Below are 15,287 nucleotides of genomic sequence, written 5' to 3' on the forward strand. Positions count from 1 at the left end.
GATGCCTCCAAAAGGAATCCCACATTACTTTATTAACCCTTTTTCCAAAGCGATCATTACGAGCCCTGCGGTGGAGGTAGCCCCAAGTTTTTTCTTTATTCTAAGTCGGTGAGTTTCTACTGTTCGAACACTGATATGTAACGTGTCAGCAATATCCTTGTTACCCGCCCCACTGACAATAGCCTGAAGAACATCGGCCTCCCTTTTTGACAGCGTTTCGTCTTTTTCTTTCGGCTCTTCATTAAATTGTTCTAATAGTTTATCGGACGCTTGAGAGCTTAAATATGAATGACCATTTGCCACCTGATTGATTGCCATCACTAACTCGTCAGAACCTACATCCTTTAAGACATACCCTTTAGCGCCCGCCTTTACTGAACGAATTACATAGTCTTTAGAATCATGCATTGACAACATAATCACTGCCGTTTGAGCACCTGCTTTTTTAAGCCTTTCTAAGACCTCTATACCATTTAACTTGGGCATATTTATATCAAGCAGCAAAACATCAGGTTTAAGTTCTTGTGTTACTTTTAGAGCATCTTCACCCGTTCCAACACAGGCTAAAATAACAAGGTTGTCTTCTCTATCTAATCGAGATTTCAGTCCATCTTGCATCAAACGGTGATCGTCGGCTAGTACGAGGCTAATCATATAAACTCCATCTTAAGCATCACACGAATTTCCGTTCCTTCCTCGAGATTACTGGTGACTCTAAACTCTCCACCAATCGCTTGAATTCGTTCTTTCATATTCTGTAATCCCATACTGTCTTGGCGTAGAAACTGTTGCCTTTTATCCGTTGAAACACTAAAGCCTTTTCCATCATCACTCACTGTCAGAAGTAATTTTTTGCCTTCTCTTTGCAATATAACATCGACACCTTTTGCCTGAGCATGCTTCTCAACATTGTGCAACGCTTCTTGAACAACGCGATAAAGTGTCGTTTCTACTTCAGGCACCATCTTTATTCCATCAATATCATGTTCGAAAATGAGCTCTAATTCTGTGCGACTACGCAAATCATTGATATAAGAATCTATTCCCGCCACCAACCCCAAATCATCCAGTTGAGGCGGTCGGAGATCTCTGGATATTCTACGCAGCTCTACGATTGCTTGTTCCATAGCTTGTTTACTTGCTTGCAACTCCCCCTCTTTAAGGGCTTCATCGGGCTCTTTTTGCAGGTTTTCTAATCGATATTTAGCTGCCACAAGCAATTGATTTACACCGTCATGTAACTCTCTGGAAACTCTTTTTCTCTCATTTTCTTGCGATTCAATAATCTGTTGATTGAGTAAGCTCATTTGCTCATTTGCTAATTTACGCACATTTAGGTTTAACGATGCTCCCAAACCAGCAACTAACGATACAGCAATAAATACAACAACGAACAATGCTGCCGAACTTTTGCTTACATTCATATCAAAGCCATTTTGCATGTGTGATATTTGATTTTCCACATCATCTAAATAAACACCGGTTCCAACCATCCATCGCCATTTATCAAGAGAAACGGCGTAACTAAGCTTGGGTAAAGGCTCTTGTTTCGAAGGTTTGTGCCAAAAGTAATCGACAAAACCACCTCCATGCCTAGCAACATAGATGAGCTCTTGAAGTAGTTTTTTACCCTTAAAGTCTTCGACATCCCACCAGTTTTTTCCGACTCGATCTTTCTGGTGCGGTAGAACTAATGCTATGCCATCCCAGTCATAAACAAAGAAGTACCCATCGCTCCCATATGTGAGCTGACTCAATTTTTCAGAAACTATTTGCTTCGCCGTTTGCTCATCAAGCGTTGAATCTAAGTAATAAGGTTCAATGCTTTTTATCGCAAGTTCAACGTACTGTTTAAGTTCTTGTTTTTTTGAAGTCACAATATTACTTCGTGTAAGTTTAACTTCATCTTCGACAAGGTTTTTTGCCTGACTAAACAATAAGCTAGCAACAATTGCCACTACCATAATTAGAGGCAAAACTGAAAGCAAAATTATATTTATTGACAGTTTTCTACTGTTAACAAACTCCATTACATCACCTTATATGGATTAACAATATGTACGTAGTTTTACTGTATGTTTTTTTCTAGCTACGTAATTTCACTGATAAGAATTGCGCAATTCCCCCAATATCCGACAGGTTCAATCCAACCTAAACTAACCACAAATGTAACATCAATTTAACAATTTTAACTATTAGATGTTCACATTTTGACTTAACAAGGAATTTGTCCCCTACAAGGAGAACAGAATGAACATGAATAAAATTGCTCTTGCGACCACTATTGCTATTGCAACAACTGGTTTTACCATGAGCGCTAACGCGACAAGCAAAATATTGCTGAAAACCCCTGTCGCTTTCGGTACTCATCTACCTGCTCTAGGCACACCTATAAAATGGTACGCCGACCGCATTACTGCCATGTCTGGTGGTACGATAAAAATGAAAATTTATGAACCAGGTAAGTTGGTTAATCCAGCGGAAATATTAGATGCTGTTTCTACTGGTAAAGTAAATTCAGGTTATGCGACAGCGGGTTATTGGCAAGGCAAACTCCCAGCTTCTGCACTCTTTTCTGCGGTACCTTTTGGCCCAGAAGCTGGCGAATATATGGCTTGGTTATATTTTGGTAACGGACTAAAACTGTATCAAGAAATGTATGATCAGGGTGGCTACAATGTGAAAGTGCTCCCATGTGCCATCATTTCTCCTGAAACATCAGGCTGGTTTAAGAAGCCAATTGAAAAACCAGAAGATCTGAAAGGTTTGAACATGCGCTTCTTCGGTCTAGGGGCTTCCGTAATGGAAAAACTGGGAGTCGGTACGGTTCAGCTACCAGGTGGTGAGATATTTGGTGCACTTGAAAAAGGCGCCATTGATGCTTCTGAGTTTTCTCAACCCGCAATTGATCAACGCTTAGGTTTCCACAAAATAGTTAAATACAACTACTTCCCTGGATGGCATCAACAGTCCACTGTTTTTGAACTACTTATTAACAAAGACACTTGGGCAAAAATGGACGAGTCTCAGCAAACTGCGGTTGAAACTACCTGCATGGCAACCATGACATATTCCATAGCGGAAGGTGAAGCCATACAGTTCGATGCGATGAAGAAAGCCAAAGAAAATGGTGTTGAAATTCGTTACTGGAATGACGAAATGCTTAGCCTATTCGAATCCACTTGGCTAGAAGTTGTCGACGAAAAGACCAGTGCTGACCCATTCTTTAACAAGGTATGGCAAGACCTGAGTGAATTCAGAGAAGGCTATGCACTTTGGGAAGCAAATGCGTTCCTGCCTCGTGCAACACGTAAATAATATTTCAAACCCCTAAATGCCAGCCTAAGGCTGGCGCTTTTCTAAGGAGGAGCCCATGAGTAAGGTTGTATCGTCGCCGCCCTCTGTTCCCATTTATCTGCACATAGAAAATGGCATCAATGCGATAAGCAAGTTTGTCGCTTGGACCAACCTAATTCTTGTACTGGTTATTATTGTTCAGGTCGTTTTGAGAAAGGTGTTTTCTAGCGGCCTTATCCAGCTAGAAGAACTGCAATGGCATCTATATGCGACCGCAGTAATGTTTGGTACCGCATACGCGCAAGTTAGTAATCTTCATGTTCGCGTTGACCTTTTTTACCACAAATTTAGCGAAAAGAAGAAAGCAATGGTCGACATGCTTGGTTTGACCATATTTGCCATCCCGTTCGTCATCATTGTTATTTTACACTCTTACGATTTCGCCTACGAATCATGGAGAGTAAATGAGAGTTCTTCGTCTCCGTCAGGTTTGCCATATCGTTGGCTAATTAAAAGCGTTATTCCTGTCAGCTTTTCACTTCTTTTACTCTCAATAATCGCTCGGATTTTACGAAATATTGAAACATTAGCTAAAGGGGCACAACATGGAAGCGAATGAATGGATTGTAATCGCCATGTTTGGCTCGTTTATTGTTCTTCTTTTTACGGGTATTCCTGTCGCCTATGTATTGGGAGGTATTGGCGTCATTTTTGCTGCTGTAGGGTATTTCGCTGATATTTATTTGGATACTTTTACAGGGCTCGATTACACAAGTTTAGGGCTTGTGGTTAATCGTATTTATAAGATCATGGATAACTGGATTTTGGTTGCACTCCCCATGTTTATCTTTATGGGCAACATGTTAGATAAATCTGGAATAGCTGAAAAACTGATGTCGTCCATGCAAAAGCTATTTGGAAAGGTACATGGTGGCTTAGCGATTACGGTGATGGCGATTGGTATTATTTTAGCCGCCTCCACTGGCATCATTGGGGCCTCTGTCGTTTTGCTTGCCGTTATGTCTTTACCTACTATGATGCGTCAGGGTTATCACTTACCTTTAGCTCTAGGTACCATCGCTTCCGCAGGTACATTAGGGATACTTCTCCCTCCTTCTATCATGTTAGTGATTATGGCTGATCAACTTGGATTATCTGTTGGTGACCTTTTCATGGGCGCTATTTTCCCTGGCCTATTACTAGGAGCAATGTACATCATTTATATCCTAATCGTCGGCAAGCTCAATCCTGAAAAAGCCCCCGTACCTCATGATGTTGAGGCTGTGGACTGGAGCATTATTTTTCAAGTATTTAAAGACATTACTCCGACCATTATCTTGATATTTGTTGTTCTTGGATCCATCTTCGCAGGGATCGCCACCCCAACAGAAGCCTCTGGTATCGGCGCCATGGGGGCAACATTGTTGGCCGCCTACAATAGAAGACTGAGCTTAAAAGTAATGAAAGAAGTTCTGCACTCTTCATTCGGAACAACCGCTTATATCTTCATGATTTTTCTTGGTGCTTCTTGTTTTGCCTTGGTATTAAGAGAATTGGGTGGTGACGAACTAATAGAATCATTCTTAAGCGGCTTACCCTTTGGACCCTATGGCATTATTGCTTTCATTCTGTTCATTGTTTTCTTGCTTGGTTTCTTCTTAGATTGGATTGAAATCACCTTGATTGCGCTACCGCTTTTAGCCCCTGTAATTTCAAATCTAGGTATTGAGCTCGATGGTCATGGCGTTGTGGATAATCCAAGCCTTGTATGGTTTGTCATGTTAGTTGCCATGGCCTTGCAAACAAGCTTCTTAACACCACCAGTAGGGTTTGCTCTGTTTTATTTAAAGGGAGTTTGTCCAGAAGGTGTCGAACTCAGAGATATCTACAAAGGTGTGATGCCATTCATCTTTATTCAGATTCTGGCGCTGGTTTGTCTGGTGATTTGGCCTCAGTTAGTACTTTGGCTTCCAAGTGTCGCTTATGGCTAATAAGTACCAATAGATAGTTAAGCGGGCAACTGGTTATAGACAGTGGGCAAAGACCTCCCCTGTAGTCTACTTATTATATCCAGTTGCCCCTTTTTTTGTCACAATTTTCGTCGTAGCAGTATAATTGCCAGCGCTAAAAACAGAAGACTCGGCGCTACAGCACCGACAATTGGAGGGATTTGATACACCAAGCTAAGCGGACCAAAAAATTCACTGGAAATGTAAAACGTAAACCCGGCGATAATGCCAGAAATAATCCTCGCTCCCATAGTGACAGTCCTTAGCGGACCAAACACAAATGAGAGGGCCATTAACATCATAACGGCAATAGACAACGGTTGAGTCATTTTTCGCCAAAATGCCAATTCATACCTGGCGGCATCCTGCTCTGAAGCTTTGAGATAATTGACGTAATCATAAATACCGGACAAAGAAAGCTCTTCTGGTTTCACCGTTACCACATCCAATTTATCGGGCTCTATCGTCGACTTCCAGTCATAGGTTTTAAGATCCTTTTTAGATAATTGGATATTATCCTTTAGATATGTAAGTTGTACATTTTTCATCTGCCAAATATTATTGCCAATATAATCGGCACTCTTAGCATAGATAATGGTATTGAGATCTTTATCCTTATCAAACTGCCAAACCGTTAATGCTTTTAACGATTTATCATCAATGCGCCCAATATAGATATAATTATCTGCATCTTTTGCCCACACGCCACTTCTTACCGAAACAATAGTACCGCCAGAAATGGAGAATGCCCGTAACTCACGTGCCATTTTAATCGTCTGGGGAGAGCCCCATTCTCCTAGCGCCATCACCATAATCATTAATGGTATTGCCGTTTTTAACACAGATAAGCCAACATCTAACTTAGAAAAACCAGAGGCTTGCATTACCGTTAACTCAGAGCTAGATGCCAGCATACCAAGAGCAATCAATGCGCCAAGTAGTGTCGCCATAGGGAAGAACATCTCGATATCTCTAGGCATACCGAGTAAAACAAAATAAAGCGCTTGAACAAGATCATAGCTACCACGACCAACCTTTCTAAGCTGCTCAACATACTTAATAATGCCGGATAATCCAACCAAAGTGGATAACGTTAGAAAGGTTGTCGCAATGATAGTTCTACCAATGTAGAGATCGAATATCTTAAACACGTTTAGCCAACCTTCTCTGCCTAAAATTATCGATAAATCGTCTTACAGGGACGCTATCCATATAGTTGAGGATTAAACCCGCAAAAAGCAGCGAGAGATTCACAGGCCACATCCCGATGAGAACCGGAAGCCCACCACCTTCTATACCTGACTTACTGGCGCTAAGCGCAAGAAAATAGGTCATATAGATAAGAATCGCTGGCCCCATTTTAGCAAAGCGACCTTGACGTGGGTTAACCGCTGACAACGGTATAACGATGAGGGTCAATAGCGGTATACAGACTATTAAAGATAGTCGCCATTGCAATTCTGCCTGTGCTTTTTTGTCTGGGTTATTGATCAGTGTTAGCGTCGGTAAATCATCCCAGTCACGCCCTTTTTTGGTGACTTCCCTTTGACCAATTAACGCTTCATATTCTTCATAATCAGTAATCATGTAGTCAAGACGTCTTGGCAAACCTTCATAACGTGAACCATCGTATAACGAAAGGATTTGTCTCCCATCCTCAAGCTCTTTTGCTAGACCAGATTCTGCGATCATTACACTGGGAAGAAGAGAATCTTTGGGAATAATCTGGGCAACGAATACGTTACTCAATTTTTTATCTTTAAGATCGCCGATAAATACGACGGCTGAACCATCTGGAGTTCGTTGAAACTGCCCTTTTTGAAGCAGATCAACACTATTATCAGCGGACAATTGCTCCATGGTCTCTACACGTTTATCTAAAGCCCACGGTGTCAACCAAAGTGTATTTAACCCAGCTAATATCGACGTAATTAACGCCAAATAAAGTGCAGCTTGAATGAGAAATTTATTCCCCATTCCGGTAGCATTCATTACAGTAATCTCACTTTCGGCATATAAACGGCCAAAAGTGATTAATATGCCAACAAATATACTTAACGGCAGAATCATTGCCGCCATCGCAGGCATGTTTAAGCCTACCAATGTCAAAATCAGACTAGCAGGGATATCACCATCTGATGCCTGAGCCAGAATACTGATAAACTTCTGACTAAGAAACACCAAGAATAGTACGAAAAAGATCGCAATTTGACTTTTGATTGTCTCGCGGATCAAATATCTGACAATAATCACGTTAAAAGACCCTATAGAAAACTTGTTTTTTTACTCTAATCACTATAATTTCTCGATGAACCTTTTATTTTATCAAATTATGACTCAATGTTGATTGAACAACTTTTGTTTATTTTAGTTCAATTTGGAACAAAGTAGACGGCGATTATCTAACATTTAGTTCTGTTTGTCTTTAACTAGTAGGAGTTTACATGGAGTTCAGTGTAAAAAGTGGCAGCCCCGAGAAACAACGTAGTGCTTGTATCGTTGTGGGCGTATTCGAACCTCGCCGACTTTCCCCAGTGGCTGAACAGCTTGATAAGATCAGTGATGGTTATATCAGCTCTCTACTTCGTCGTGGAGATCTAGAAGGTAAGCCTGGCCAAATGCTACTTCTGCATCACGTTCCAGGCGTGTTGTCTGAACGAGTACTTCTTGTCGGCTGTGGTAAAGAACGCGAGTTAGGCGAGCGTCAATACAAAGAAATTATTCAAAAAACCATCAGTACCTTAAACGAAACTGGGTCTATGGAGGCAGTCTGTTTCCTTACCGAACTACACGTTAAAGGACGAGATACATACTGGAAAGTACGCCAAGCTGTTGAATCAACAAAAGATGGTCTGTACATTTTTGACCAGTTTAAGAGCAACAAGCCAGAGACACGCCGTCCGCTGCGTAAACTTGTGTTTAACGTACCGACGCGACGTGAATTAAATCTAGGTGAAAAAGCCATTACCCACGGCCTAGCAATTTCATCAGGTGTTAAAGCTTCTAAAGATCTTGGCAATATGCCTCCTAACGTAGCTAACCCCGCTTATTTGGCATCACAAGCTCGCCGTTTGGGTGACGATTACGAATCCATTACATCAAAAATAATTGGTGAAGAAGAGATGGCGAAACTAGGTATGACATCATACTTAGCCGTTGGTCGAGGCTCTAGCAATGAATCAATGATGTCAGTAATGGAATACAAAGGACATCCAGATTCCGATGCAAAACCTATTGTCTTAATTGGCAAAGGGCTAACTTTTGATTCTGGTGGTATCTCTCTCAAACCTGGCGAAGCTATGGACGAGATGAAATATGACATGTGTGGTGCGGCTTCCGTTTTTGGTACGATGAAGGCGCTTGCTAAACTCTCATTACCGATCAATGTTGTTGCTGTCCTTGCTGGTTGTGAAAACATGCCAGGCAGCAACGCCTATCGCCCAGGCGATATTTTAACCACGATGTCTGGCCAAACCGTTGAAGTATTAAATACCGATGCTGAAGGTCGTTTGGTGCTTTGTGACGCGCTAACCTATGTTGAACGTTTTGACCCTGAGTGTGTTATTGACGTGGCAACGTTAACGGGGGCATGTGTTATGGCCCTTGGTCATCATATCAGTGGCTTAGTTTCAAATCACAACCCGCTTGCACATGAATTAGTTAATGCCTCAGAGCAGGCTGGTGACAGAGCATGGCGTATGCCAATGGCGGACGAGTATCAGGAACAATTGGAAAGTCCGTTTGCAGATATGCAGAATATTGGCGGACGTCCTGCTGGTACGATTACCGCTGGTTGCTTCTTGTCTCGCTATGCGAAAAAGTACAATTGGGCGCACCTCGATATAGCCGGAACAGCTTGGAAGTCAGGCAAAGCCAAAGGCTCTACGGGCAGACCCGTCTCACTCCTTGTCCAATTTCTACTTAACCGTAGCGGTCAAGAGGTTGAAGAGTAGAAATTCAATCTAAGTAAAAGGGCCGAAAGGCCCTTTTCTTTTGTCGCAATACCTAAGTAATCTTGCAGGCTTAACAGAACATGAATACAGCCACTTTTTATATCGTACAGGCCGATTCTCCTCAATGCAGCAATGAGGGATTTGAATCCTATGTACTTTTCCTGTTAAAACATTTCCATAACCAAGGTGTTAAGCTCTACATAAACGCGGAAAACAAAGAAAAGTCGTTACATTGGGACGAGCGGTTGTGGCAACAAGAGCCCGATTGTTTTTTACCCCATAATCTTATTGGTGAAGGCCCCAAAAATGGCACGTCGATTGAGATAGGCTATAGCCAACTGCGACCTAGTTGGAATCGCCAGCTTGTGATTAATTTGGCGAAAGATAACACAAACTTTGCGGGAACCTTTGCTCAAGTGATAGACTTCGTTCCTTATGATGAAAAAGCGAAGCAAACTGCCCGTGAAAGGTATAAGATCTACCGCCAAGCTGGATATCAAATGCAAATTATTGATATCGATCATCAGCACTAATTTATGATCTTATAGGTATCCTCGTTGTGCGAGGCCACTTTCTTTAAGGTGATGATCCTATAAGATCCGTACTTAATTCCAAATCAACGAAAAGTATCCATTAAAAGACGCTATGGAAAAGACATACAACCCACAATCGATTGAACAATCTCTATACCAAACATGGGAAGAGAAAGGCTATTTCAAGCCACACGGTGATACATCTAAAGAAGCTTACAGCATCATGATCCCACCGCCGAACGTCACTGGTAGCCTGCATATGGGGCACGCTTTCCAAGATACGATCATGGATACCTTAATCCGTTGTGAGCGAATGAAAGGCAAAAACACGCTTTGGCAAGTGGGTACCGATCACGCTGGTATTGCAACACAAATGGTTGTGGAAAGAAAAATCGCCGCCCAAGAAGGCAAGACCAAAAACGATTATGGTCGAGATGCATTCATTGATAAAATTTGGGAATGGAAAGCGGAATCTGGTGGGACGATCACTAAGCAACTTCGTCGCTTAGGTGCCTCCGTCGATTGGGAACGCGAACGCTTCACCATGGATGATGGACTTTCTGATGCGGTTAAAGAAGTATTTGTACGTCTTTATGAAGAAGACCTAATCTATCGCGGCAAGCGTTTGGTTAACTGGGATCCCAAATTACACACAGCAATTTCTGATCTTGAGGTCGAAAATAAAGATAAAAATGGCCACATGTGGCATTTCAAATATCCACTTGCTGATGGTGCAAAAACAGCCGATGGCAAAGCGTTCATTATTGTCGCAACGACTCGTCCAGAAACCATGTTGGGCGATACTGGTGTCGCGGTAAATCCAGAAGATCCTCGTTATAAAGATCTCATTGGTAAAGAAATTATTCTCCCTGTCGTTGGCCGCCGTATTCCTATCTTAGGTGATGAGCATGCCGATATGGAAAAAGGCACTGGTTGTGTAAAAATTACTCCAGCACATGACTTTAATGACTATGAAGTAGGTAAACGCCATAGTCTGCCAATGATTAATATCCTCACATTTAATGGCGATATTCGCGATGCCGCTGAAATTTTTGATACAAAAGGTGAAGAAAGCAACGCATATAGCGATGCGATTCCTGAGAAATATCAAGGCATGGAACGTTTTGCTGCTCGTAGAGCGATTGTGGCTGAATTTGAAGAACTCGGTCTACTTGATGAAATCAAAGACCATCAGCTAACGGTACCTTATGGTGATCGTGGCGGTGTAGTTATCGAGCCGATGCTGACTGACCAATGGTATGTACGCGCCGCCCCATTAGCTGAAACAGCAACGAAAGCAGTCGAAGATGGTGAAATCCAGTTTGTACCTAAGCAGTATGAAAACATGTACTTCGCCTGGATGCATGACGTTCAAGATTGGTGTATTTCACGTCAATTGTGGTGGGGCCACCGTATCCCTGCATGGTATGACAATGATGGTAACGTGTATGTAGGTCGTACAGAAGAAGAGGTTCGCAGTAAAAACAACCTCGCCCCTGTCATTGTTCTTCGCCAAGATGACGACGTATTAGATACCTGGTTCTCTTCTTCTTTATGGACCTTTGGTACTCAAGGTTGGCCCGCTGAAACAGAAGATATGAAAGTATTCCACCCTTCCGAGGTGTTGGTCACTGGTTTCGATATTATCTTCTTCTGGGTTGCTCGCATGATAATGATGACGATGCATTTCATTAAAGATGAAAACGGCAAACCACAAGTACCATTCAAGACGGTATATATGACTGGCCTTATTCGCGATGAGAACGGCGATAAGATGTCTAAATCTAAAGGTAACGTACTTGACCCTATCGACATGATTGATGGCATCGATCTAGAGTCGCTGGTTGAGAAACGAACCGGCAACATGATGCAACCTAAATTAGCAGCGAAAATCGAAAAGGATACGCGTAAAACATTTGAAGGTGGTATTGAACCATACGGAACAGATGCGTTGCGTTTCACTCTCGCGGCAATGGCTTCTACTGGCCGTGATATCAATTGGGATATGAAACGCCTAGAAGGTTACCGTAATTTCTGTAATAAATTATGGAACGCAAGTCGTTATGTATTGATGAATACAGAAGACCAAGATTGCGGGACAACACTTTCCCAAGAAGACATTGCAAACCTAGAGTTTTCTCTCGCCGATAAGTGGATAGAGTCTCAATTCCAGCTTACCGCAAAAGAATTCAATACACATATCGAAAACTACCGTTTAGATATGGCTGCAAATGCCCTTTATGAGTTTATCTGGAACCAATTTTGTGATTGGTACTTAGAGCTAACGAAACCCGTTTTATGGAAAGGCACCGAAGCACAACAGATGGCAACTCGCTATACGTTGATTACGGTTCTTGAAAAGACACTACGCCTTGCGCACCCTGTCATCCCATATATCACTGAGTCTATCTGGCAGAGCGTTAAACCCCTTGCTGGTGTAGAAGGTGAAACTATTATGAATCAAGCGTTGCCTCAATTCGAAGAAGACAAGTTCGATGAAGAAGCGATTGCAGATATCGAGTGGGTGAAAACCTTTATTTCTAGTATTCGTAACCTGCGGGCGGAATATGATATTGCGCCAAGCAAACCATTAGAAGTAATGCTAAAAGCGGCCGATGACGCGGACGTGAAACGCCTAGCAGATAATTTGACTGTGATTCTATCTTTAGCAAAACTTGAGAGCGTTAAGGTTCTCGCAGAGAACGAAACGACACCAGCATGTGCTACTGCACTTGTGGCCAAGTCTGAATTGATGATACCTATGGCAGGTCTAATCGATAAAGATGCGGAACTGGCTCGCTTAGAAGGTGAAGTAAAAAGAATTCAAGGTGAGATTAAGCGCATTGGCGGCAAACTTAGCAATCAAGGCTTTGTCGCGAAAGCGCCAGAAGCCGTAGTGGCTAAAGAGCGTGAAAAGCTCGACGCTTACCAAGAAACACTAATAAAACTTGAAGAACAAAAGACAACAATCACAACGCTCTAGTAGAGCCACATTATTGTTTGCTTCTAATTCAGATTAATATCAGTAAAAAGGTTGGCCCTCAAAGCCAACCTTTTTTATCTCTACTTCAAATTCTCTCATCGAAATAACCTATCAAACAAATAACCATTTTCTTATTGCCCTAATGAGAATAGTTATCAATAATGTTCAGGTATTCGTTCAAATGAGAGATCACCATTATGCTTAAAACCATGACATTTGCAGGGTTGCACTTCAGCATTGCATTAACCGTTGCCTACATCTTAACTGGCGATATTTTATTAGGTAGCTTAATTGCACTGATAGAACCAACAGTCAATACCATCGCTTTTTATTTCCATGAAAAAGCATGGAACCAAGTTGCTTTCCTAAAGCGCAATGAAAACAAAACGCAAACCAAAACAGCAAGCTTTGCTCTGATCCATTTTAATGTCGCTTTTGTTGTCACCTATCTTCTTACTGGCGACGCCTTTATTGGGGGAATCATGGCAATGATTGAACCAAGCATTAATACTGTTGCCTATTATTTTCACGAAAAAATTTGGTTACGTCGACATCATATTGCGACGACAACAATGACCAAACTCGCTTAAGTAGGATTAAATTAGCTTTAACTGATAATACTGCTCAAGCCTGATACTTCTCTCTATTGACTTTGTTATGATATGAAACCATATTGGTTTCATATCATAACAAAATAAAAAATAATGATGAAAAAACTGCAACTCAGAAAGGCTTCTAGAGATCTTGTCCGTAGTCTGGGCGCTCTGGATACACACTATGGCGATTTTAGTTTAAGCCCAGTACAAATTCATACATTGGTTGAGTTGGGGCAAGAGCTCTCGACTATAAGCCAAATAGCTTTAAAACTGCGTATTGATAAGCCAAACGCAAGCCGAACACTTACTTCTCTTGCAAAACAACTGCTAATAGAGTCAATCGTTAATCCCGATGATAAACGCTGTCACTTGTATCGTTTAACACAAAAAGGTGAACAGATTCTGAATCAAATTGAAAACTCAAGAAACAAACAGGTTCAGACAGTTATTGACCAGTTTGATGATGATGAACTAGAACTTATCGAATCAAGTTTAGCAAAATACATCAAAGCATTATCACTATCTAGAGTTCAATCCTCTTTTATTATCAGAGACATAAAATCCGTTGATGACTCACAATTAGCTTCTCTCATTAGAGAAGTATCTGCCGAATATGGACTAACTGAAGACAAAGGCTTTAGCGTTGCCGACCCCACACTCGACTCACTGTCTGAGGTCTACGGTGCAAAAAACAGCCAATATTGGGTAATAGAGCAAAATGGGAAGATATTTGGCGGAGCAGGATTTGCACCACTAGCAGGGGACGAATCTGTCTGTGAATTACAAAAAATGTACTTTTTACCTGAGGTTCGAGGGAAAGGACTAGCGCGAGCATTAGCCGTGAAATGCTTTAAACAAGCCCGCGCAATAGGCTTTTCACAGATGTATCTAGAAACGACCGACAACCTTGTCGAAGCAATTGCGCTCTATAAATCGCTAGGCTTTGAACTTGTTGATAGACCCATGGGCGATACTGGTCATACCGATTGCGAAGTACGCATGCTTAAAAAGCTATAAACAGCAAGCTTCATTTCTTAAACTGGATAATGCTCAACATTCAGATTAGGGTTCAAGCCAACTTGATGAGTTTGCTTTTGCTCATCAAGTTCTACTTCCAATAGATACCAATGGTTATCTTTGTGCAGCCTTGGTGCCTCCACTTGAAATAACGCCGTCGCTTGATTCGTTCTAATATCAAGTGGTATCTGATAAGTCATACCATCGAACTTAACCGATGCAGAGACTAACCCTGTCGCATAAACGTGATAAAAGAGATCTACTTTAAACTCGCATCCACCACCATGATGCCAAATTTGCTCAGTAGAAATGTAATCGAGTCGCACATGTCGAATAAAATGCAGATAAGGGGTTTCCCAGAGCCCTAATCTAGAATCTCGTTTACGCGGCAATGCCCCACCCAAACTGCAGAGATTATCCTCATCTAACAACCAGTCATCTTCTTGCTCTAAAAATAAAATCTCAATCCGATTCCGACCTAGACGTAAATGTTGTTGAATATCCTTTCGGTAGGTCAGCGCTGAACCGTCACAATCAAAAACAGCCTCACCATTTATTCGAACTTCGGCATAAAAATCGATACCGCCGACAATAAATTCGACCACAGGAAAACTAAGCATTTGCTCATCCACTTCAATATCGTGCATTAAATGCCATTCTTGATTTTGTACCTGCGATTCAGTCAATTGCTTAGGTAATATCTGACTAAAAGGAGCTGGAAAAACGATATCTCCTTGCGAGATAGAAAGGTCGGTTAAAGGTGATAGCTGCCAGTGCCCGGCAAGTGGTAATTGCATATTATCTTTGACTTAGATCAATTTTTGCCAGTATACGTAAATATTGATAAATGGCATAGTCTTTGTCGCTAGACAAAAATTGACCTAATTGATTCAAACTGC

At 41.6% G+C, this 15,287-nt stretch carries 13 protein-coding genes; 8 read left to right on the plus strand and 5 right to left on the minus strand.

Going from position 1 to position 15,287, the window contains the following annotated elements; all coding sequences use genetic code 11:
• Positions 1 to 24: 24 nt before the first annotated feature.
• A complete protein-coding gene (locus L3V77_RS15220) occupies positions 25 to 654 on the minus strand; it encodes a response regulator transcription factor (protein ID WP_275134891.1) in 630 nt (209 codons plus the stop codon).
• Entirely contained in the window at positions 651 to 2,030 is a 1,380-nt protein-coding gene (locus L3V77_RS15225; RefSeq protein ID WP_275134892.1) for a cache domain-containing protein, read from the minus strand. Before L3V77_RS15225 ends, L3V77_RS15220 begins: the two co-directional genes overlap by 4 nt.
• 220 nt (positions 2,031 to 2,250) lie before the next feature.
• On the opposite strand from L3V77_RS15225, the gene L3V77_RS15230 reads away from it, so the two are divergent.
• From L3V77_RS15230 to L3V77_RS15240, 3 genes are read left to right on the plus strand one after another with little or no spacing between them, the layout of a single operon-like run.
• Positions 2,251 to 3,318 carry a TRAP transporter substrate-binding protein gene (locus L3V77_RS15230; RefSeq protein ID WP_275134893.1) on the plus strand — a complete coding sequence of 356 codons (1,068 nt, stop codon included), beginning with the start codon at positions 2,251 to 2,253 and terminating at the stop codon, positions 3,316 to 3,318.
• Positions 3,319 to 3,373: 55 nt separating this feature from the next.
• On the plus strand, positions 3,374 to 3,916 hold the full coding sequence (locus L3V77_RS15235; protein ID WP_275134894.1) for a TRAP transporter small permease subunit: 543 nt from the start codon (positions 3,374 to 3,376) through the stop codon (positions 3,914 to 3,916).
• Positions 3,903 to 5,288 (plus strand): TRAP transporter large permease subunit, encoded by a 1,386-nt coding sequence (locus tag L3V77_RS15240; RefSeq protein WP_275134895.1) that lies wholly within the window; start codon positions 3,903 to 3,905, stop codon positions 5,286 to 5,288. The genes L3V77_RS15235 and L3V77_RS15240 overlap by 14 nt, the downstream gene beginning before the upstream one ends.
• A 98-nt stretch (positions 5,289 to 5,386) precedes the next feature.
• Here the strand turns inward: L3V77_RS15240 and lptG are convergent, their stop codons facing one another.
• A complete protein-coding gene (lptG, locus tag L3V77_RS15245) occupies positions 5,387 to 6,457 on the minus strand; it encodes an LPS export ABC transporter permease LptG (RefSeq protein WP_275134896.1) in 1,071 nt (356 codons plus the stop codon).
• Positions 6,450 to 7,559, minus strand: a complete 1,110-nt coding sequence (gene lptF / locus L3V77_RS15250; RefSeq protein WP_275134897.1) for an LPS export ABC transporter permease LptF — start codon at positions 7,557 to 7,559, stop codon at positions 6,450 to 6,452. The genes lptG and lptF overlap by 8 nt, the downstream gene beginning before the upstream one ends.
• A gap of 191 nt (positions 7,560 to 7,750) precedes the next feature.
• Between lptF and pepA the strand changes: the two genes are divergently transcribed.
• The 5 genes from pepA to L3V77_RS15275 all read left to right on the plus strand — a co-directional run bounded on the left by pepA (position 7,751) and on the right by L3V77_RS15275 (position 14,388).
• A complete protein-coding gene (pepA, locus tag L3V77_RS15255) occupies positions 7,751 to 9,259 on the plus strand; it encodes a leucyl aminopeptidase (protein WP_275134898.1) in 1,509 nt (502 codons plus the stop codon).
• Between the two features lie 80 nt (positions 9,260 to 9,339).
• Positions 9,340 to 9,792, plus strand: a complete 453-nt coding sequence (locus L3V77_RS15260) for a DNA polymerase III subunit chi (protein ID WP_275134899.1) — start codon at positions 9,340 to 9,342, stop codon at positions 9,790 to 9,792.
• Positions 9,793 to 9,904: 112 nt separating this feature from the next.
• Positions 9,905 to 12,775 (plus strand): valine--tRNA ligase, encoded by a 2,871-nt coding sequence (locus L3V77_RS15265; protein ID WP_275134900.1) that lies wholly within the window; start codon positions 9,905 to 9,907, stop codon positions 12,773 to 12,775.
• A 197-nt stretch (positions 12,776 to 12,972) separates the two neighbouring features.
• Positions 12,973 to 13,365, plus strand: a complete 393-nt coding sequence (locus L3V77_RS15270; protein ID WP_275134901.1) for a DUF2061 domain-containing protein — start codon at positions 12,973 to 12,975, stop codon at positions 13,363 to 13,365.
• 114 nt (positions 13,366 to 13,479) lie between these two features.
• A complete protein-coding gene (locus L3V77_RS15275; protein ID WP_342752040.1) occupies positions 13,480 to 14,388 on the plus strand; it encodes a bifunctional helix-turn-helix transcriptional regulator/GNAT family N-acetyltransferase in 909 nt (302 codons plus the stop codon).
• Positions 14,389 to 14,405: 17 nt separating this feature from the next.
• Here the strand turns inward: L3V77_RS15275 and L3V77_RS15280 are convergent, their stop codons facing one another.
• A complete protein-coding gene (locus tag L3V77_RS15280; RefSeq protein ID WP_275134902.1) occupies positions 14,406 to 15,185 on the minus strand; it encodes a hypothetical protein in 780 nt (259 codons plus the stop codon).
• Positions 15,186 to 15,287 lie beyond the last annotated feature (102 nt).

Source organism: Vibrio sp. DW001, assembly GCF_029016285.1.
GTDB lineage: Bacteria > Pseudomonadota > Gammaproteobacteria > Enterobacterales > Vibrionaceae > Vibrio.

Bases quoted from the DNA above. Each gene is read 5' to 3' on its own strand.
- L3V77_RS15280 (WP_275134902.1), bottom strand. From the start codon at position 15,185: ATGCAATTACCACTTGCCGGGCACTGGCAGCTATCACCTTTAACCGAC.
- L3V77_RS15225 (WP_275134892.1), bottom strand. From the start codon at position 2,030: ATGGAGTTTGTTAACAGTAGAAAACTGTCAATAAATATAATTTTGCTT.
- pepA (WP_275134898.1), top strand. From the start codon at position 7,751: ATGGAGTTCAGTGTAAAAAGTGGCAGCCCCGAGAAACAACGTAGTGCT.
- L3V77_RS15220 (WP_275134891.1), bottom strand. From the start codon at position 654: ATGATTAGCCTCGTACTAGCCGACGATCACCGTTTGATGCAAGATGGA.
- L3V77_RS15235 (WP_275134894.1), top strand. From the start codon at position 3,374: ATGAGTAAGGTTGTATCGTCGCCGCCCTCTGTTCCCATTTATCTGCAC.
- L3V77_RS15260 (WP_275134899.1), top strand. From the start codon at position 9,340: ATGAATACAGCCACTTTTTATATCGTACAGGCCGATTCTCCTCAATGC.
- L3V77_RS15275 (WP_342752040.1), top strand. From the start codon at position 13,480: ATGATGAAAAAACTGCAACTCAGAAAGGCTTCTAGAGATCTTGTCCGT.
- L3V77_RS15240 (WP_275134895.1), top strand. From the start codon at position 3,903: ATGGAAGCGAATGAATGGATTGTAATCGCCATGTTTGGCTCGTTTATT.
- L3V77_RS15230 (WP_275134893.1), top strand. From the start codon at position 2,251: ATGAACATGAATAAAATTGCTCTTGCGACCACTATTGCTATTGCAACA.
- L3V77_RS15270 (WP_275134901.1), top strand. From the start codon at position 12,973: ATGCTTAAAACCATGACATTTGCAGGGTTGCACTTCAGCATTGCATTA.
- L3V77_RS15265 (WP_275134900.1), top strand. From the start codon at position 9,905: ATGGAAAAGACATACAACCCACAATCGATTGAACAATCTCTATACCAA.